Here is an 18,528-nt window from a genome sequence, read left to right on the forward strand (position 1 = left end):
GTACTTAAATCTTACTTGAAGTCGCTGGGGATTTTTTATGTTTCTTATTGGTAATTACATTATTTCATACACCAGAAAGTATAAAATTTTGTACTTAGTTTTAGGCTCCAGGCGCCATCGGTTCTAGGGACTAGTCAAATCGAAATTGAAGGTAAAGAACACCTTCTATTCCGATTCGCCTTATGCTTGTCGCCGAATGCTTAGCGCCTTGCGCTTTTCTTATTGTTTTCAACTGGATAGATTGTGTGAGCTGTAGTATAGATTTTAATTCTTTTTATTAGATCATAGTTTCTTTACTGCTTAACCGACTTTTTCATTAGCTGGTGAGATAATGTTCTCTGAAATCTTCCCAGTTACTATACTAAGGGAGACAAAACCGTTTAACTGACAGGACATTCGCGTGAATTCGACTCGTTTTAAAGCTCTCTCGATAGGGCTTTTAAAATCGCAGTATCATTTGAGGCAACCAATTACTTGATTCAACCCAATAGACCTATCCAGCTAGGTAACAATTTGTGGTTGATAGCTACTGTTTTTCTTTTTTTAACACTTCGATTGCTACAGGATAAGCTGGATTTTTATCTACAGGAATAACAAGAGAAGTGGATAAGTGTGAAAAAGCCAAGGCTTTTTTTAAAAATCCATTCCCCTTGTTAGCAGCTCAATGCGTTTACTATACTTCTGAATTAACTTCTTATTATGTTCATCAGCCCCTGTGATATTTCCGCTTAAAAAGATCGGCGGCTCCATACCTGCATCAGCAATTTTTTTAATAGCCTCTGCTAATATCCCGTTTAGCATTGCGGCTCCAATAACTGTTGAGGTTGGGATGAACGGAACTTTAACTCTATCATAAGAAAGAATCGCATCTCCCTTTACGGAAAAATTATTAAGAGGAAGATCAACAACATCAGCGAGAAATTTTCCGCTTTTATGCCTTGATGTTTGGCCGCTTCGATAATCAAACGAACAAATGCCAACTACAAATGCTCCTTTTTCTCTAGCGTATAATGCAACATCAATCGGAACGGGATTGATACCAGAAGTTGAAAGGACAATGACTACATCATTTGGCTGGATATCCTGGCGGTCGAGAAAATGAGCGGCATAGTCATTTAGTCGTTCCAGCTGTGAAGATTTAACCGCCCCTTCATGAAGCATGAGTGGTTCAATGAGAATTGGCTTAATAGGGGCTAGTCCTCCAGCGCGAAAAAAGACCTCTTCAGTCAGAATATGCGAGTGTCCGCAGCCGAATAATTGGATAATTCCTCCTTGCTGGATACTTTCTGCTATTTTTGCAGCAACGATTTTCATTGATTCCGACTCTTTTTCTAAAACGAGCTGGAGTTTATCTTGAATTTTTGTAAAGTATGTTGATAGCATAGCTACACCTCATATAAAAAAGAGTTTGTAAGTTAACTGTACCTTATCTGGCAAAGGAAAGAAAGAAAGAAAGAGTAGAATGATGGAAGTGCTTGCCCATTTTATGTTCTAATAAAAGGAGTCTAAAACTACACTAGAATAAGAGCTTGTTTTTAGGGGGGATGTCTGTTGAGAAAATGGTTAACACGATCGATCGTGTTATATTTTCTATATGCTTTTATTGTTTATTGGTATTTATTTATATTTTCACAATCTGGTGTCCCTGCCCCGTATGAGGGAACATCAGCAGACCCTGCCACTTTTATGTCAGGAAGAGAACTGATTTTATCAGAGGAATATTCAACGATAAGAAATTTCCTTTATTTTGTTACAATGCCTTTTGAATGGTTTTTATTATTTGTATTTCTTATCACGGGCTTTTCTAAGAAAATGCAGGAATGGTCTAATGCGACTTCGCGATATTTTAGCCTGCAATCAGCTGTCTATTTTTTTTGGCTTTCACTTTTTGTAACAATCATTTCTTTCCCGGTTGAGTGGATTGGGTATCAGGTTTCGAAAACATACAATATAACCACACAATCGTTTTCCTCATGGATGAAGGATCAGCTCATTGATTTTTGGGTGAATTATGCATTAATGACTGTGGTTGTTATTGTTCTGTACGGACTGATTAAACGATTTGAGAAAAAATGGTGGTTGTACGCATGGCTGCTTTCGATACCGTTTTCCCTGTTTCTAATGTTTGTACAGCCGGTCGTGATTGATCCTTTATACAATGATTTTTACCCGTTGAAAAACAAGGAGCTTGAAGAGGAAATTTTGCATTTAGCTGCTAAAGCGGATATTCCGGGTGAACATGTTTATGAAGTGAATATGTCGGAAAAAACAAATGCCCTTAATGCTTATGTAAATGGAATTGGCTCGAACTCTAGAATTGTTTTATGGGATACAACCTTAAATCGGTTGAGTGAAAACGAAATTTTATTTATCATGGCACATGAAATGGGACATTATGTGATGAACCATATTTATATTGGAATTGCAGGTTATTTGATTTTAAGCTTATTCGGATTATTTTTGATCCATTTGATGATGAAGGGGATCGTAAAGAAATGTGGAAATCTCCTCCACATAAAATCAATAAAAGAACTTACAGCGTTTCCGTTATTTTTAATTCTTTTAGGTGTTCTTACTTTTGCTTCAAGCCCAATAGTTAACACCGTTTCCAGATACCAGGAAAAATCTGCGGATATGTATGCCATTGAGATGACACAGAACCATGAAGCAGCTGTAAGTTCGTTTCAGGAATTAGCAAAGGCTGGTTTAAGTCAGGTGAATCCTCCGGCTTTAGTCAAGATTTTCCGCTATACCCACCCTACGATGATTGAGAGGATTCTTTATTTAGAAGAGCACGGAGAAAAGCAATCAGGCAATTAAGAACAAGGATCTGGTGATCAAAAGCCAGGTCTTTTTTGTTTGTCAAAATATTGATGGTAACTGGCGATAACTAAGCAATTAGAGCTCGGCAAAAAATTTTTCGAAAATTCTTTAAAGAAAAATGTTCCATTTTTCCTTCATCTGTTATATATTAGTTTTAGTAATAACAAACTGTATTATAACAATAATGAGTGAGGTGTTCTTTCAATCATGGCAACACAAATGACTGGTTGTAAAATTATTGGAGAAATGACAAATGAATTTCACCAGGTGTTAACACAAGAAGCGTTGCAATTTATTGAAAAGCTTGAAAGGAATTTTGGCACCCGAAGAAAGGAATTATTACAGCGTAGAATCGAACGGCAGCGGGAAATTGATCAGGGGAAATTACCGTGTTTTTTGCCCGAAACAGAGCATATTCGAAATGGAGATTGGACAGTAGCACCGATTCAGGAAGACCTTCAAGATCGTCGGGTTGAAATTACCGGACCGGTTGATCGGAAAATGGTCATCAATGCGTTAAACTCTGGTGCAAAAGTGTTCATGGCTGATTTTGAGGATGCGACATCTCCAAGCTGGGAAAATGTTATGAGCGGGCAGGTTAATTTAAGAGATGCAGTTCGCAGAACGATTTCCTTTGAAAATGAAAACGGTAAAATCTATCAGCTAAACGAAGAGATCGCTACATTAAAGGTAAGGCCACGAGGCTGGCATCTTGAGGAAAAGCATATTGAGCTCGATGGAAAAAGAGTTTCTGCAAGCTTAGTTGATTTTGGATTATTCTTTTTTCATAATGCCAAGGAGCTGATAAACCGAGGCAGCGGACCTTACTTTTATTTACCTAAAATGGAAAGTCACCTTGAGGCAAGGCTTTGGAATGATGTGTTTTGCTTCGCTCAGGATGAATTAAGTATTCCACGAGGCACGATTAAAGCGACGGTTTTAATTGAAACGATTATGGCTGCTTTTGAAATGGATGAAATTCTTTATGAATTAAAAGAACATTCAGCAGGGTTAAACTGTGGACGCTGGGATTATATTTTCAGCTATTTAAAGAAACTTAAAAACTGTGAACCTGTTATCCTGCCAGATCGTGCACAGGTAACAATGACTGTCGGGTTTATGAGATCCTACTCACTGCTTGCGATTCAAACATGTCACAAGCGTAACGCTCATGCAATGGGAGGAATGGCTGCTCAAATACCGATTAAACATAATCAGGAGGCAAATGAACAGGCATTTGAAAAGGTTCGCGCTGATAAAGAGCGTGAAGCAACAGATGGGCATGACGGGACATGGGTGGCACATCCAGCACTTGTACAGGTGGCAATGGAAGTTTTTGATAAGCATATGAAAACACCAAACCAGATTCAACGCAAACGGGAAGATGTTATGGTAACAGCTGAGGATTTACTTGAGGTACCAGATGGTGCGATTACAGAAGCTGGAGTAAGGACAAATATCGATGTTGGCATCCGTTATCTTGCCTCATGGCTAAGCGGAAGGGGGGCTGCACCTATTCATCATTTAATGGAGGATGCCGCAACCGCAGAAATTTCACGGGCTCAACTGTGGCAATGGATCAGACATCCACGGGGAATCCTTGATGATGGCAGGAAGCTGACTTTTGAACTTTATGAGCAATTAAGAGATGAAGAGATTAGGAAGATTCAAGAAGAACTCGGTGAAGCAGGGTTTCAAAAGGGGAAATTTAACGAAGCAATTGCCGTGTTTGATGAGCTTGTGAAGCGTGATGAATTTATTGATTTTTTAACGATACCAAGTTATGAAAAACTTTAAAATTTATCGACGGATAAGGAGAAGTCAGTTAAAATATCCGACTATCCATATAAAAAAACTAAAATAAATGGGGGAATGAAAAGTGAACGGTCAAAGAATAAAAGCATTACAAGAAAGCTGGGAATTCGATAAGCGTTGGGAAGGGATTACCCGCCCATACAGTGCAGAAGAGGTAATTCGCTTAAGGGGCTCTATTGAGATTGAACATACCCTTGCTAGACGCGGAGCTGAAAAGCTTTGGAACTATCTGCAAACTGAGGATTATATCCATGCATTAGGTGCGCTAACTGGAAACCAGGCGGTACAACAGGTAAAAGCCGGGCTAAAGGCCATCTACTTAAGCGGATGGCAGGTTGCAGCAGATGCAAACCTTTCCGGTAACATGTATCCAGATCAAAGCTTATACCCGGCAAACAGTGTGCCGCATGTTGTAAAGCGCATCAATCAAGCGCTTCAGCGTGCCGATCAAATTCAGCATCTTGAAGGAGAGGGAAATATCGATTGGTTTGCTCCGATTGTTGCCGATGCAGAAGCTGGTTTTGGCGGTCAGTTAAATGTATTCGAATTAATGAAATCAATGATTGAAGCAGGTGCAGCGGGTGTTCATTTTGAAGACCAATTATCCTCTGAGAAAAAATGCGGACACTTAGGCGGAAAGGTATTGCTGCCAACACAAACAGCTGTAAAAAATCTAATCTCTGCACGATTGGCAGCAGACGTTATGGGCACACCGACCATCATCATTGCTCGTACAGATGCGGATGCCGCAGATTTAATTACAAGTGACATTGATCCGATTGATCAAGAATTTATTACAGGGGAACGGACGGTAGAAGGTTTTTATCGAACTCGTGCCGGCATTGACCAAGCGATTAGCAGAGGACTTGCCTATGCACCATATGCTGATTTAATTTGGTGTGAAACCTCTGAACCTAATCTGGAACAAGCAAAAAGATTTGCTGAAGCGATACATGAAAAATTCCCTGGAAAATTATTAGCCTATAATTGCTCACCATCATTTAACTGGAAGAAAAAGCTTGATGATCAAACAATCGCAAACTTCCAGAAAGAAATTGCGAAAATGGGCTATAAATTCCAATTCGTAACACTTGCAGGCTTCCACGCCCTTAACCATAGCATGTTCGAGCTTGCCAGAGGATACCGGGACCGCGGCATGGCAGCTTACTCAGAACTGCAGCAACGTGAATTTGCCAGCGAAGTATATGGGTATACAGCAACAAGACATCAGCGTGAAGTTGGGACTGGGTACTTTGATGAAGTGGCTCAAACGATCTCTGGCGGAACATCATCGACAACCGCGTTGAAGGGGTCAACGGAAGCGGAGCAGTTTACGGAGGCTTGAAATTGAGGTGGTAGGACAGTTCCAAATAATACCACAGATGAGTGTTTTTCTTCCAAATTACAGGCTCAATTGAAGATGAACAGCTTACAGAGGCATGTATTGGAAAGCACTAATTTAATGGGGAATACCCCACTGCTTTTCGTGGGGGTGACTAGAACAAAGGGGATAAAAAATAATGGGGACAGTTCCTCAAAACATTAGAGGAACTGTCCCAAAAAATATATCTCTACCATTTTCTACTAATATTTGCTCCGGTATTTATGTTCCTATCCTTTTCATTTATCGTAGGATCACGATCTTCGTAGTTATTGTAATCATTTTCGCGAATAACACTTCCTTCAACAGGGGTTGTATCTACCTCTGGAGGAATGGATTGTTCGTTTCTTTTATCAGAGTCTTCTTTTTGGTCAACAATGACTAAGATTTTGCCTTCTTTAACTGATGCGTTGTAGTGCTTTGCATCTTCTTCTGGAATGCCTAATCCAATGAGTGCCCCAGATAATCCGCCGACTCCTGCTCCGACAGCCGCACCCGTTAACGTAGCAGCAATTGGTCCCGCTGCTAAAATCGGTCCAATACCAGGAATGACAAGGGCTCCTACGCCTGCCAACAAACCAGTTAACCCGCCAAGTGTACCTCCTGCTACTGCCCCTGTTGCTGCTCCTTCGCCCGCTGTTGTACCTGTTTCATCTGTAATCGTGTCGACATCATCCTGATTTTTGCTTATTACAGAGATCTCTTCTGCTTTATAGCCTTGTCTTTTTAGATCCTCCACAGCTGAGATCGCTTCTTTTTCTGTATCATAAATTCTAGCAAAACGTTGATTATGCTTGTCCATGCTTACTCCTCCTTTTAGTTTTTTTATGTTCTATAATGCATCTACCCAAAAACGGCCGCAAAATAAACCAGTTATTTTAATAGAAAAAGGGTTCACGATTAAATCATTGTATAGATGCTTAGTGACATAAGAAAAGCGCAAGCGCCTTGATCAGCCCCGACAAGCATAAGACGCTCATGAATAGAAGGCGTTCTTTGCCTTCAATTCATGAGTGGCTAGACCCTAGAGGGGCTAGGCGCTGGAGCTAGACACTAAAACTAAGTACAAAATTTTCTTTCTTACCTTTAAAAAAATAAGACTGCCATATGGCAGCCCTTATCCTAACTTACGTAATACCTTGTATTCTTTTGATAGCTTCATGAATAATGGTTCGTTCTTCGTGTCAAGTGCATCATTTATACGTTCTTCTAGCAAAAATCTTTTCCTGTTAAACAACGCTTCGTCTAAAACCATTTGAATATACATGTCTAACACAGGATGCTCGGATGGAACGTTTTTCATTGAATTGCGGGACTTCATGATCTCAGTGTAGGAAGACTTTTTATTTTTCATGAAAGATACCCCCTGATGCCTTTTTTATATTGTATGGAATTAGGTAGTGAAAATCAACCAAATAGTTAAAATTTTTAAAAAATTTAATCAGAATATTTTAACCGTGTATGAAATACATTTAGTTGGATAAGCTATTCTAAAAGGGTGTGAAAACATGGATAAAGAAAAAGAACGTGAGCTTTCGCCAACTGCATTAAATCCTTTGGTAGGGATTGAGAGCTTGAACGATAAAAATGAAAATGAAGAATTGGATGAAAAGATACTGGAGGAATGACTTCTTTAAGAAAATGTTAAGGAAGTCATTTTTTTGTTGAGATTTTGTAAAATTTATAGAAATTTATTTTTGGACATGCTAGATTGGAATTGTGAAAAATTACCTAATAAAAAAGTAGGAGGAGAAAGGTTGTGAATGAATTGAAAAATGTTTTAGAGGATTACATTATTAACCGATTTACAATGGCGATCATTCCTGATTCAAACAGAATGTACTCAGAAGTCATTGAATATGAAGAGGAGGTGGTCGTACATAAACGTCCGATGGAAATCATTGATCAAAGCTGCAGATATTTTGGAAGCAGTTATTCGGGGAGAAAAGAAGGGACAAAGGGCCTGATGAGAATTACCCATAAATCACCGATCGTTATTGATCCAGCAAATTCGATTTACTTTTTCCCTACGACTTCTTCAACGAAATCGCATTGCGTATGGATTTCTCATGGTTATGTAAAGGAATATTCAAAAGCAAAGCATGATAATACACAGATAACCTTTACGAATGGAAAAACAATCACTCTACCACTTTCAGTTGGATCATTTGAAAATCAACTCTTTCGCACAGCACAACTTCGAACAATCATCACATCACGAATTGAACTAGAACAGCAAAAGATAAACAAGCTTCTCAAGCCAAGTGAAAAAGATGTAAATGCTATTTATGAACAAATTATAAGAGAATTTCAACGAAAACTATATTGATGATTTAATTTAATAAAATGCATGGAGGCTGATTCTAAATAGAAATATCCAGCTTCTCTAACCCAACAAGTGGATCCCTCAAAAAAGGATGAAGTCCTGTTCAGTTGGTGATTGCTGGAGAAGTTGGACATTTTAGGACAGTCTCTTTTTTGTCGTTTAGGGGCCGTTATGCGTTTGCTGATTTCCTTTTTGAAGTATTTTTCTATATTCCAGAACTTATTATCTTTCCGTTTAGAGTTTTGTGGTATGTGATTCGATTTATTTTCCGAGCTTTTGACTGGATTTAGGAAAATTAGGGACACCTGCTGCTACAGAGAGGTGTCTTTCAGCGTTCAAATAAAAAAGAATGGAATTTTTCCAAAGTAAACCATTTATTTTTGCGGTTTAAATAAATACTCCTCCATAAGCTCGCATACCTTGTTCCGTATTCTTGGATTAAAATAATTATGTTTTTCTTCATAGCCGTTGTAAAGAAAGGAATAAAGCGTGAACGCTTCGTCTCGTTCGACCTGGTGTACTTTTATATTCCGTTTGCGCAGCTCTTGCTTAACAATTGCTAAATCCTTTTGTACCAGCTTAAGGGATTCTTCTACAAGCACTAAGTATGGTTTATGAAGTTTAAACGGACTTTTTTCGATAACGGTTAAATCACGGTTGAAGATCGAAACAGCCATTGGCAAATAAATAGATAATTCGATCATATCTCGGATGTCCTTCGGTATTCTTGTCACAGAAATGCCCCCTTAAATTACAGAACATTTGTTCGTGTTTATTATAAGTCATTAAAATGTTTTTAGCAAGTTGTTCCTAGCTTTCAAGTTTTGACAAAAATGTGTAAAATAGATACCAAAGGACTTTTGAGGAGAATAGAATGAACCCGGAGACATTGCAGGATTTTTTTTCGTTAAAACAATTAATGGAGGCATTTGAAACGTATCGCTCGTTCGGTCCGTTTTATGGAATATTGTTACCATTGCTCGAAGCATTTTTTCCATTTCTGCCCCTTGTAGCATTCATTGTGGCAAATGTGAATTCGTTTGGGCTTTGGCTGGGATTTTTTTTATCTTGGATTGGAGCTTGTTCAGGTGCTATTATAGTATTTATTATCATGAGAAAACTTGGCGAATGGAAAGTCTTTCAGAGGTTACGAGAGAAAAAAGCGATTAAAAAGCTGTTGACATGGATTGAACGGAGGGGCTTTGGCCCGTTGTTTCTCATTTTATGTTTTCCGTTTACGCCGTCTGCTGCAATTAATGTAGTTGCCGGGCTTTCTAGAGTAAGCTTTTGGCAATTCACATTAGCCGTATTAGCTGGAAAGTTTGTCATGATTTTTGTGGTAAGTTTTATTGGTCAAGATTTACATGCACTCATCACACAGCCAGAAAGATCCATTATGGTAGCGGTTGTTATCTTTTCATTATGGTTTATTGGAAAGAGAGTCGAGAGACGTTTAAATATGTCAATGACTGTAAAAAAAAGTGGCCGCAAAATGTTGTAGGGGGGTACCATGAAAAAACGGGGAATAGCTTTCACAACAGTTGGTATATGTTTAATGGCTATCTTCTTAAAAAACCTTATCTTTGTCGAATACAAAGTTGAGGGTGTTTCGATGCAACCGACGTACGAGGAAGGAATGCTCCTTTCCATTAATAAATTGGCCTTATATTTTGATTCGCTTGATCGATTTGATATTGTTGTTTTTCATCTGCCTGATCGTGAGCAAATTTATGTAAAACGAGTAATCGGCTTACCAGGTGATGAAATTTACTATAAAGATGATCAACTTTATGTCAATGGCAAGGCAGTTGATGAACCGTTTTTACCTTCTATTAAGGAAAATCAAGTAACAAAGCAGATTGGCAATTTTACCTTAGAAGAAATTATCGATAAAACAAAAATTCCAAAAGGGTATATTTTTGTTATTGGAGATAATCGTCTTCAAAGCCGTGACAGCCGTCATTTTGGCTTGGTTAAAATAGACGATGTGATTGGGACAGTTGGAGAACCGGAATAAATACTAACACATTGGCAAGCATCTCGTCAGTTGATGATGGTGCAGTCTGATGGGTTAGTATTTTTTGTAACACCAAAATTTATATATTTTCTTAACATAGCTTGCGTTTCTGAATCTAGCTCCAGGCGCCATCGGCTCTAGGGTCTAGTCAAACAGGAATTGAAGGTAAAGAACACCTTCTATTCCTGTTCGCCTTATGCTTGTCGCCGAATGCTTAGCGCCTTGCGCTTTTTTTATTTTAATAAAAATATGTGGCATTGCGTTCGCCGGCTTATAAACGATTTTTGCTGCGGATAAACCAATTTAATATAGAGGGCTTACTCTATAATTTGTATACCTAACGGAAAAATGGTTGATTGTTCTCGTGTGAAATCGATCGCTATAATGGTTATGAATTTTAAAAAAGGGGGGGGAGTTAGCAAACAGATACGCAAGAAAGAAAGCGCTGTCACAAGCAGCCCGGTTATTACATACATCTCCTATCAAATCAGATAGGGGAAATGGGGGCACGAAGTGTATGTCATTTGCTTTGTATGAAATGAGATGGTAAGGCTGCGCTTTTTTAGTATGCAAATAGACGAAACATCTATCTTCTTAATAATCAAATTTTTCATGAAACAAAATTCTTCCCTCATCAATCTAATAAAATTGCAACGCAGCCTCAGAATACCACTCAGTCAGCATGAAAATATGTAATGGGAGGTATAAGATGAAGAGGTTTTTAGCCGTGTTTTTATCTGTTATATTGTGTTTTTCCCTATTTCAAATGGTCGCTCCTTCAGTAAAAGCTGATACTGCGTTACTGCCTGCATTTCCTGGAGCAGAAGGCTTCGGGTATGCTGCAGCTGGGGGAAGGGGTGGAGAGGTTTATCATGTGACAAGCTATGAGCTAAAAGGTCCGGGGACTTTCCATGATGCGCTGACAACAGCTGGAGAAACACCTCGTACCATTGTATTTGATATTTCTGGAGAAATAACCATCCCCCAGATTGTGCTTAGAAATAAATCAAATATTACCATCGCTGGTCAAACAGCATCAGGAGACGGAGTGACCATTCGAGGGAACAATATTCGTTTCATTGATTGCAGTGACATTGTTATCAGGTATGTTCGCTTCCGATTGGGTGATCTGAGCTTTAATGATGATACGATGTATTTTGAAGATTGTCAGAATGTTATCATCGACCATTCGACTTTTTCATGGGGAACAGATGAGGTATTATCGATCAAAAGTAAAGACTATGAAAATCCAAAATCAAAAAATATTACGGTACAATGGTCGATTATTTCTGAAGGTCTACTAACTCATTCAATGGGCGGGTTGATTGAGATGAATACAATCAGCATGCATCATAATCTCTATGCCCACAATAATGACAGAAATCCTAAAACAAAAGGACAGATCGACTTTGTTAACAATATCGTCTATAACTGGGGAGGATTCCCGTATGTAGCCGGTGGTGAATCGGGGACAAAAGGGTATGGAAATGTTGTAGGAAATTATTTTATTGCAGGGAAAAACTCTGCTGATCCTGAGCATGCCATTGTACGAGGCAATGAGAATTATAGTGTGTATATTGAAAACAACCGGATTGATAGTAATAAAAACGGTGTTCTTGATGGAACTGATACAGGAACAGATATTATCGAGGTTTTGAAAGGCCTAGTGTTGTGGTTCCGGATCGATTTGAATACCCTCCAGTACACACACAAGATCCTGAAACAGCATATAACCTTGTTCTGGACCATGTCGGTGCCTCTTTAGTGAGGGATGCAGTCGACAAACGTGTGATTAATAGCGTGAAAAATCAAACCGGAGTCATTATTGGCAATGAAAATGATGTTGGAGGGTTCCCTTTACTGGAAAAAGGAAAAGCCCCTGTTGACACTGACCAAGATGGAATGCCTGATGAATGGGAACAGGATAATGGATTTAATCCTGCTGACCCGGAGGACAGAAACGGAGATCACAATGGAAATGGTTATACAAATCTAGAAGAATATTTGAATGAATTAGCGGCACCTGGTTTCCCGGAAAATTATCCTACAACACCGCCTGAATGGTCAGGAATACCGTTTGAGCCGCCGGTCGAACCAGAGCCGGAACCAACTCCGGAACCGGTTGAAAGTATGAACGGAGATATCATTAGGAATGTAACAATCAACGATAATAGCAGCAACGGAACTGTGAATGCGCCAAATTGGTCTGTTCAAAAGAATCTTCAAATTGGCGACCTGGTTGCTGGAGATAGAACGGCTTATAAATTCCAGTCAATACCAGATGAATTGCAGGGCATGGAATGGATCAGATCTGCAGTAGGCTCGAGAAGTGCTACAAGTGAGGATTTAGTTTCCTTCTATTTGACTGCTGATGCTGATGTTTATGTGGCGCATGATTCAAGAATTACTGATAAGCCGGAATGGTTAATAAACTCCTATGAGGAGACAGGAACTAGTATTCAAGATGATCAACCGGTTGAGTACACTCTATACAAAAAGCATTATTCTTCCGGCTCCTTTGTCGTAATGGGAGCGAATAATAATACGTCAAAAATGAATTATTTTGTTATCATCAAACCAACAAATACGGATGAAGATCCACTGTTAGTCAGTCCTTCTGGATTGAAAGGTGAACTAAACGAGGATGCTGCGATTACAGTTAATTGGACATCGGTAAGTGCGGCAGATGCTTATCTCATTTACCGATCAACATCAAAGGATCCTGTATTTAGAGCGGTGGCAAGCTCTAAAATCCCAGAGTATGTAGATGCTGCAGTAGAGCAAGGTGTCACCTATCAGTATAAGGTGTCTGCACTTAATGCCGGTGGTGAATCACCTTTATCTGATAGTGTGGAAGTGCTTACCTTTGATTCTACACAACCAGCTCCTCCTGTACCTACAGGATTAAATGTACCTGTAACAAAGAGTCTATCAATTAAGCTGGATTGGACTCCAGTGGAGAATGCGATTAGTTATTCTGTTTTCAGAGCCACTGAACAAAATGGCAGCTATAAGAAGATAGGCAGTACAGCAACTGCAGAATATATTGATGATACCGTACTTCCTTCAACAACGTATTACTATAAGGTTTCGACGATAGCCATTGGCGGTGAATCAGAAAAAACTGACAGTGTCACAACAACGACTAAGCCTCCTGTAACATTACCAGAGGTCCCATCAGGACTAGCTTCAGGTGAAGTGACCACAGCTGCATTCGAAATAAAATGGACTTCGGTGGATGGAGCAGAAAGCTACAATATATACAGAAAAGCGAATGGAGACAGTGCTTTTTCTAAGGTCGATAGTACAACTTCAGCCACTTATCTAGACGATAGTATTAGTGTAAGTAAAACAGGCTATACCTATAAAATTACTGCAGTAAATGAAATGGGGGAGACTAAAGCATCAGATGAACTTACAATTACAATGCCTATCCCTAACACACCATCTGATCTGACTATCGGTCTAGTAGGCGAATCATTTGTCGGACTCATTTGGACATCCAATGGTGGAGAAAACCAAGTAAATATTTACAGAGAAGCAAATGGGGAAGTAGAATATATCGGATATGCCAAAGTCAATACGTACTACGACCGAACGGCTAAACCTGGTGTAGAGTACAACTATTACATTAAAGCCCAAAATGCAAGCGGGGAATCTGAAAGATCCAACACCGTTAAGGTTACACCAGGGTTTATAACAGTTTTAGAAAATTATATGGATCAATTTGAGAAAACAGGAGATTTAACAGGTCCACTTGTATCCCAATTAACAAATACTCTAAATCAAGCCGAGAATCATTTGGAAATGGGTTCAAAAGAAAAAGCCGTTACATTTATGAACAAATATGTTGAACAGCTTAATCAAAAGACCATGCAGCATCATGTATCGCCTGAGGCAAAAATGACCCTTTCTAATTATGCACAGTTATTCATTAAAAAGCTTGAAAACGGAAATTAAATTTCACGGAAAATAAGGGAGTCTACAGTTTAGATAAGGCTGTTTGCAAGATATAAATGGGTTCCATGTAAAGATGCAAGCAGATTTTAATTGATTGTTGATTTACAGAATTATTTAACAGGAAATAATTTTTGCCGGATAATTACAGAATGTCCTTCATCAAAATTTTGATGAAGGACATTTCGTTAAGAAAAGCAATAGTCGATGTCCTTCATCTCGGTCAAGAAGGACAATAGATTAGGTAACGAGTAAAAAGATGTCCTTCATCTCGGTTATGAAGGACAATGGATAAGGGAACTAACAAATAAACGTCTTTCATCCCAGTTATGAAAGGCGTTTTTTTCCTTATACCCGATACCCGATATCCGGTATAACCCAAGTAAGCTGATTTTTTTCCTTAATCAGGGATATCGCTCTTGTTTTGTTACCTACCATTCTCACATATCGCCTAAATTGAACAAACAGATCTTACATAAAACAAACCATTTGTATAAAAGCTTATACCCACAAAGGAAAACGCTTATAAATAATATCTTTTACGATCTTGGTATATCTACGCCACTTGTCCTATTATCTACAATTTGTGCATTTCGTGGAAAAATGGATGATTGTCTAAGCGCGATCAAGATCGTTATAATCAATTTGCAAATATTCAAAAATAAAAGGGAGGTAGAGAGATGGATCATACACCGGTCAAACAACATCATGAAAACCTGACAGTTCATGCAAATGTACTTATTAAAAAGAAAAGTCTCATCAGGTTGTATTTAGAAAATATTAAAAAAAACTGGATGCTATATATCATGATCATTCCAGGAATTTTATTTTACATCATCTTTAAATTCATCCCATTACTTGGAAGTGTAATTGCCTTTCAAGATTATCAAATTTTTAAAGGGATTCTAGGCAGTCCATGGGTTGGGTTGGAGAATTTCAAATTTATCTTCTCCTATCAAGATTTTTATCAGGTTCTTAGGAACACCCTCCTGATTGCTTTTTATCAGCTTATTTTTGGTTTCCCGGCACCGATTATTTTAGCGTTGTTATTTAATGAAATACGATTAATGGCTTTTAAAAGAACTGTACAAAGTTTGTTTTATCTCCCTCATTTTTTATCATGGGTAGTTGTTGGCGGTATCGTCTTTGAATTGTTGGCTGCAGAAGGAATTGTTAATGCCGTTCGCGAGTTGTTTGGTGCAGCACCCATTTTGTTTATGCAGGAAGAGGATTATTTTCGTTCAATTGTCGTTATCTCGGGGATATGGAAAGGGGTTGGATGGGGAACCATTATCTATTTAGCTGCCATAACAGGGATTAACCCAAATTTATATGAAGCAGCTGTCATGGATGGCGCAAATCGATGGAAACAAATTAGATATATTACACTACCATTATTGTACCCTACTATTTTAACGTTATTTTTATTGAATATTGGAAATTTCTTAGAGCTTGGGTTTGATCAAATCTTTAACCTATTAACGCCAATGACCTATTCCGTTGGTGATATCATTGAAACATATGTTTATCGAGCAGGGGTGCTTCAAGGGCAATTCAGTGTTACAACAGCAATTGGTTTGTTTCAATCAGTTGTGGGCTTTATCTTACTTTGGATATTTAATAGGCTCGCAAGAAAATCAGGACAGGGGTTATGGTAATGAAGAAATCATTGGGAGAAAAATGCTTTAGTGTATTTAACTACACGTTTCTTTGTGTTATTGCTGCAACGATGATTCTGCCTTTGCTTCAATTGTTAGCTGTATCGTTCAGTTCTCCGATTGCTGCTGAATCCAAAAAGGTATTCCTCCTTCCAGTGGAATTTACTTTGGGCACGTGGAAACATATTCTGCAAAATGAAGTGCTTTGGAGATCGTTTGGGGTGACAATTTATATTACGGTTGTCGGAACATTTTTGAGTCTGCTAATTACCGTTTTGACTGCATTTCCATTGTCGAGAAAAGATTTCCTCTTAAAAAAGCCGATGATGGTTGCGATCGTCATCACAATGATTTTTAACGCTCCAATGATTCCTTACTTTTTAACAGTTAGGGAGCTGGGGTTGATGGATTCATTATGGGCGCTCATTATTCCGGGATTATTAAGTACCTTTAATATGATCATCGTTAGGACCTTCTTTATGGGAATACCGAGTGATCTTGATGATGCAGCAAAAATAGATGGATGTAATGATTTTCGCTTGTTATTTCAAATTTATTTGCCTTTATCAAAGCCCGTACTTGCAACAATCGGCTTGTTTTATGCGGTTGGTTATTGGAATACGTTCCAATCGGCTGTACTATTTTTACGTGATCAAACCCTATGGCCATTACAGTTGAGACTTCGAGGATATTTTGAATCACCAGAAGCTCTAGCTGATGTTAATTTAGTTAAGGGTGATTTTGATTTCAACACGATTACATTGAAAGCGGCTACAATCATCTTTGCTACCATACCAATTGTATTGGTGTATCCATATTTACAAAAATATTTTGTGAAGGGTGCTGTCCTCGGTTCTCTCAAGGAATAAATAGATTAAACCGAATAACGGTTTGATTTTATAAATGATGAAATGAAACAAAGGGGGATGTTGAATGGTTAAGAGTAACAGAAAGTCTTTATTAGTTGTCCTAACCGCCTTGATGCTTATTATTGGCACTCTTGCTGGTTGTGCCAATAATAAGGAGGTTGAAAGTACGTCCAGTACTTCTGAAGACAATGGATCAAAAGAAGTAACAAAAGTAAAAGTGTTTAAAAGTCATTTGGGGAAAGGGACTCTACCTGGACCCGACGATCCGCATGTGAAAAAAGTACAAGAAGCTACAGGTGTTCAATATGAATTAATGTCAACTGCGGCAGGATCTGACCCGGTTGAAGCGTTAAATTTGATGTTTGCATCAGAAGATTATCCAGATATTTTCCGCCCGATTGGTGGATTTGAACAAACCTTGATCAGCCAAGGTGCAGCACTACCTTTGGATGACCTGCTTCCGAAGTATGCACCACATGTATGGAATAGAATACCTAAAGAAGCATGGGATGTTGTACGTTCTGCTACGCCTGATGGGAAAATTTATTATGTACCAAAAGTCAATCTTGTTACAGAACGAGCAGCCTTAATTCGTCAGGATTGGGTTGAAGCTGTAGGAATGGAGATGCCAAAAACAGTAGAGGAGTATAAAGAGCTTTTAAGAGCATTCCGAGATAAGGACCCGAATGGAAATGGTAAACAAGATGAAATTCCGACAACAGGAAGGGAATTCGGAGAATGGATGGATCACTTATTTGCGATCTATGGTGTCGCCATGTGGGAAGGTGTGCCTGAATGGGATATTTATGAGGGCGAAATTCAATATGCTGGTGTGACCAAAAATATGAAAGCAGCTATTTCATTCATTCGCGATTTATATGAAGAAAAACTACTAGATAATGAAACATTTTTAAATAAAGGAGAGGTTTGGACAGCGAAGATCAATAACAATTTAGTAGGAAGCTGGTACCATCTACCCTCTAAATTAAGTGAGCGTCATAATGCCATGCTTGCAGGGGCACCAGATGCATATGTTGCCGGAATGCCGCTTCCAAAAGCAGAAGGATTTGACGGATATATCACTCAAAAAAGCATGGGAGAACCAGAATGGATGATTCCAGCAGCATCTGAGGAGAAGGCTGCAGCTGCTTTAAAACTATTAGACTTCTTCTATGATCCTGCAAATGACGAATTTACCACTTTTGGAATCGAAGGTGCACAGCATAAGGTGGAGAATGGGAAAAAGATATTGCTTCCGCAAAATGATGAAACACCGATTGCATTAGGTATGAAGAATTTAATTACAAAAGAGGACATGGATATTCGGATTGAACAAACAATGGAAGACTATCAACAACAGATGGTGAAGGATATCTTTGAGGTGAGTACTGCGGATGCCCGAAGAATTGCTGGAGATGGTTTGCCGTCTACTGTTTACGAAGGCTTTCCGGATATTCAATCACTTAAATTATTTCAAGAATATTTAACGAAGATCGTAATTGGAGAATGGCCGATCGAGAAGTTCGATGAATTTGTGGACAAATGGTATAAAGCAGGTGGAGAGCAAGTTACTGAAAGAGTACAAGAATGGTATGAAAAAGTAAACAAATAATAACGGATTTATCAGTTTTACAGAAAGTGTTGCTCAAAAAATAATTTTTGGGCAACGCTCTTGTAAAAGA

At 38.6% G+C, this 18,528-nt stretch carries 15 protein-coding genes and 1 pseudogene; 11 read left to right on the forward strand and 5 right to left on the reverse strand.

All coding sequences use genetic code 11. The features are described from left to right. Nucleotides 1-532: 532 nt before the first annotated feature. Nucleotides 533-640, reverse strand: a pseudogene (locus Q1B07_RS15560) (IS6 family transposase); the annotation flags it as partial. Further along, a complete protein-coding gene (locus tag Q1B07_RS15565; protein WP_299091897.1) occupies nucleotides 634-1,383 on the reverse strand; it encodes an SIS domain-containing protein in 750 nt (249 codons plus the stop codon). The gene Q1B07_RS15565 and the pseudogene Q1B07_RS15560, both read right to left, overlap by 7 nt. Nucleotides 1,384-1,551: 168 nt before the next feature. Here Q1B07_RS15565 and Q1B07_RS15570 point away from each other — a divergent pair, with 168 nt between their 5' ends. The 3 genes from Q1B07_RS15570 (at nucleotide 1,552) to aceA (ending at nucleotide 5,983) form a co-directional block, all read left to right on the forward strand. Next, entirely contained in the window at nucleotides 1,552-2,820 is a 1,269-nt protein-coding gene (locus tag Q1B07_RS15570; RefSeq protein WP_299091894.1) for a M48 family metallopeptidase, read from the forward strand. Between the two features lie 210 nt (nucleotides 2,821-3,030). Then, the gene (gene aceB, locus Q1B07_RS15575) at nucleotides 3,031-4,620 is read left to right on the forward strand and encodes a malate synthase A (protein ID WP_299091891.1); all 1,590 of its coding nucleotides are present in this window, start codon (nucleotides 3,031-3,033) and stop codon (nucleotides 4,618-4,620) included. An 82-nt stretch (nucleotides 4,621-4,702) separates the two neighbouring features. Continuing rightward, nucleotides 4,703-5,983 (forward strand): isocitrate lyase, encoded by a 1,281-nt coding sequence (gene aceA, locus Q1B07_RS15580; RefSeq protein WP_299091889.1) that lies wholly within the window; start codon nucleotides 4,703-4,705, stop codon nucleotides 5,981-5,983. 226 nt (nucleotides 5,984-6,209) lie between these two features. Here the strand turns inward: aceA and Q1B07_RS15585 are convergent, their stop codons facing one another. Continuing rightward, entirely contained in the window at nucleotides 6,210-6,821 is a 612-nt protein-coding gene (locus Q1B07_RS15585; protein ID WP_299091887.1) for a general stress protein, read from the reverse strand. A gap of 315 nt (nucleotides 6,822-7,136) precedes the next feature. Further along, entirely contained in the window at nucleotides 7,137-7,373 is a 237-nt protein-coding gene (locus Q1B07_RS15590; protein ID WP_299091885.1) for an IDEAL domain-containing protein, read from the reverse strand. A gap of 405 nt (nucleotides 7,374-7,778) precedes the next feature. Between Q1B07_RS15590 and Q1B07_RS15595 the strand changes: the two genes are divergently transcribed. Next, nucleotides 7,779-8,348, forward strand: a complete 570-nt coding sequence (locus Q1B07_RS15595) for a competence protein ComK (protein ID WP_299091884.1) — start codon at nucleotides 7,779-7,781, stop codon at nucleotides 8,346-8,348. Nucleotides 8,349-8,719: 371 nt separating this feature from the next. On the opposite strand, the gene Q1B07_RS15600 is transcribed toward Q1B07_RS15595, so the two are convergent. After that, nucleotides 8,720-9,079, reverse strand: a complete 360-nt coding sequence (locus tag Q1B07_RS15600; RefSeq protein WP_299091882.1) for a hypothetical protein — start codon at nucleotides 9,077-9,079, stop codon at nucleotides 8,720-8,722. Between the two features lie 140 nt (nucleotides 9,080-9,219). On the opposite strand from Q1B07_RS15600, the gene Q1B07_RS15605 reads away from it, so the two are divergent. The 7 genes from Q1B07_RS15605 (at nucleotide 9,220) to Q1B07_RS15635 (ending at nucleotide 18,458) form a co-directional block, all read left to right on the forward strand. Then, nucleotides 9,220-9,846 (forward strand): TVP38/TMEM64 family protein, encoded by a 627-nt coding sequence (locus tag Q1B07_RS15605; protein WP_299091881.1) that lies wholly within the window; start codon nucleotides 9,220-9,222, stop codon nucleotides 9,844-9,846. 9 nt (nucleotides 9,847-9,855) lie between these two features. After that, a complete protein-coding gene (lepB, locus tag Q1B07_RS15610; protein ID WP_299091878.1) occupies nucleotides 9,856-10,362 on the forward strand; it encodes a signal peptidase I in 507 nt (168 codons plus the stop codon). A 709-nt stretch (nucleotides 10,363-11,071) separates the two neighbouring features. Further along, entirely contained in the window at nucleotides 11,072-12,127 is a 1,056-nt protein-coding gene (locus Q1B07_RS15615) for a hypothetical protein (RefSeq protein ID WP_299091876.1), read from the forward strand. Beyond that, complete coding sequence (locus Q1B07_RS15620) at nucleotides 12,034-14,322, forward strand: pectinesterase (RefSeq protein ID WP_299091873.1); 2,289 nt, start codon at nucleotides 12,034-12,036, stop codon at nucleotides 14,320-14,322. Before Q1B07_RS15615 ends, Q1B07_RS15620 begins: the two co-directional genes overlap by 94 nt. Before the next feature lie 791 nt (nucleotides 14,323-15,113). After that, nucleotides 15,114-15,977 (forward strand): sugar ABC transporter permease, encoded by an 864-nt coding sequence (locus Q1B07_RS15625; RefSeq protein ID WP_299091901.1) that lies wholly within the window; start codon nucleotides 15,114-15,116, stop codon nucleotides 15,975-15,977. After that, nucleotides 15,977-16,846 (forward strand): carbohydrate ABC transporter permease, encoded by an 870-nt coding sequence (locus Q1B07_RS15630; RefSeq protein WP_299091870.1) that lies wholly within the window; start codon nucleotides 15,977-15,979, stop codon nucleotides 16,844-16,846. Before Q1B07_RS15625 ends, Q1B07_RS15630 begins: the two co-directional genes overlap by 1 nt. 64 nt (nucleotides 16,847-16,910) lie before the next feature. Continuing rightward, complete coding sequence (locus tag Q1B07_RS15635) at nucleotides 16,911-18,458, forward strand: extracellular solute-binding protein (protein ID WP_299091867.1); 1,548 nt, start codon at nucleotides 16,911-16,913, stop codon at nucleotides 18,456-18,458. Nucleotides 18,459-18,528: the final 70 nt, after the last annotated feature.

Source organism: uncultured Metabacillus sp. (assembly GCF_947503125.1).
Taxonomy (GTDB): Bacteria; Bacillota; Bacilli; order Bacillales; family Bacillaceae; genus Metabacillus.

Excerpts from the sequence above, each read along its gene's own strand:
- Q1B07_RS15565 (WP_299091897.1), bottom strand. The coding sequence starts at position 1,383 with ATGCTATCAACATACTTTACAAAAATTCAAGATAAACTCCAGCTCGTT.
- aceB (WP_299091891.1), top strand. The coding sequence starts at position 3,031 with ATGGCAACACAAATGACTGGTTGTAAAATTATTGGAGAAATGACAAAT.
- Q1B07_RS15585 (WP_299091887.1), bottom strand. The coding sequence starts at position 6,821 with ATGGACAAGCATAATCAACGTTTTGCTAGAATTTATGATACAGAAAAA.
- Q1B07_RS15590 (WP_299091885.1), bottom strand. The coding sequence starts at position 7,373 with ATGAAAAATAAAAAGTCTTCCTACACTGAGATCATGAAGTCCCGCAAT.
- Q1B07_RS15605 (WP_299091881.1), top strand. The coding sequence starts at position 9,220 with ATGAACCCGGAGACATTGCAGGATTTTTTTTCGTTAAAACAATTAATG.
- lepB (WP_299091878.1), top strand. The coding sequence starts at position 9,856 with ATGAAAAAACGGGGAATAGCTTTCACAACAGTTGGTATATGTTTAATG.
- Q1B07_RS15615 (WP_299091876.1), top strand. The coding sequence starts at position 11,072 with ATGAAGAGGTTTTTAGCCGTGTTTTTATCTGTTATATTGTGTTTTTCC.
- Q1B07_RS15625 (WP_299091901.1), top strand. The coding sequence starts at position 15,114 with ATGCTATATATCATGATCATTCCAGGAATTTTATTTTACATCATCTTT.
- Q1B07_RS15630 (WP_299091870.1), top strand. The coding sequence starts at position 15,977 with ATGAAGAAATCATTGGGAGAAAAATGCTTTAGTGTATTTAACTACACG.
- Q1B07_RS15635 (WP_299091867.1), top strand. The coding sequence starts at position 16,911 with ATGGTTAAGAGTAACAGAAAGTCTTTATTAGTTGTCCTAACCGCCTTG.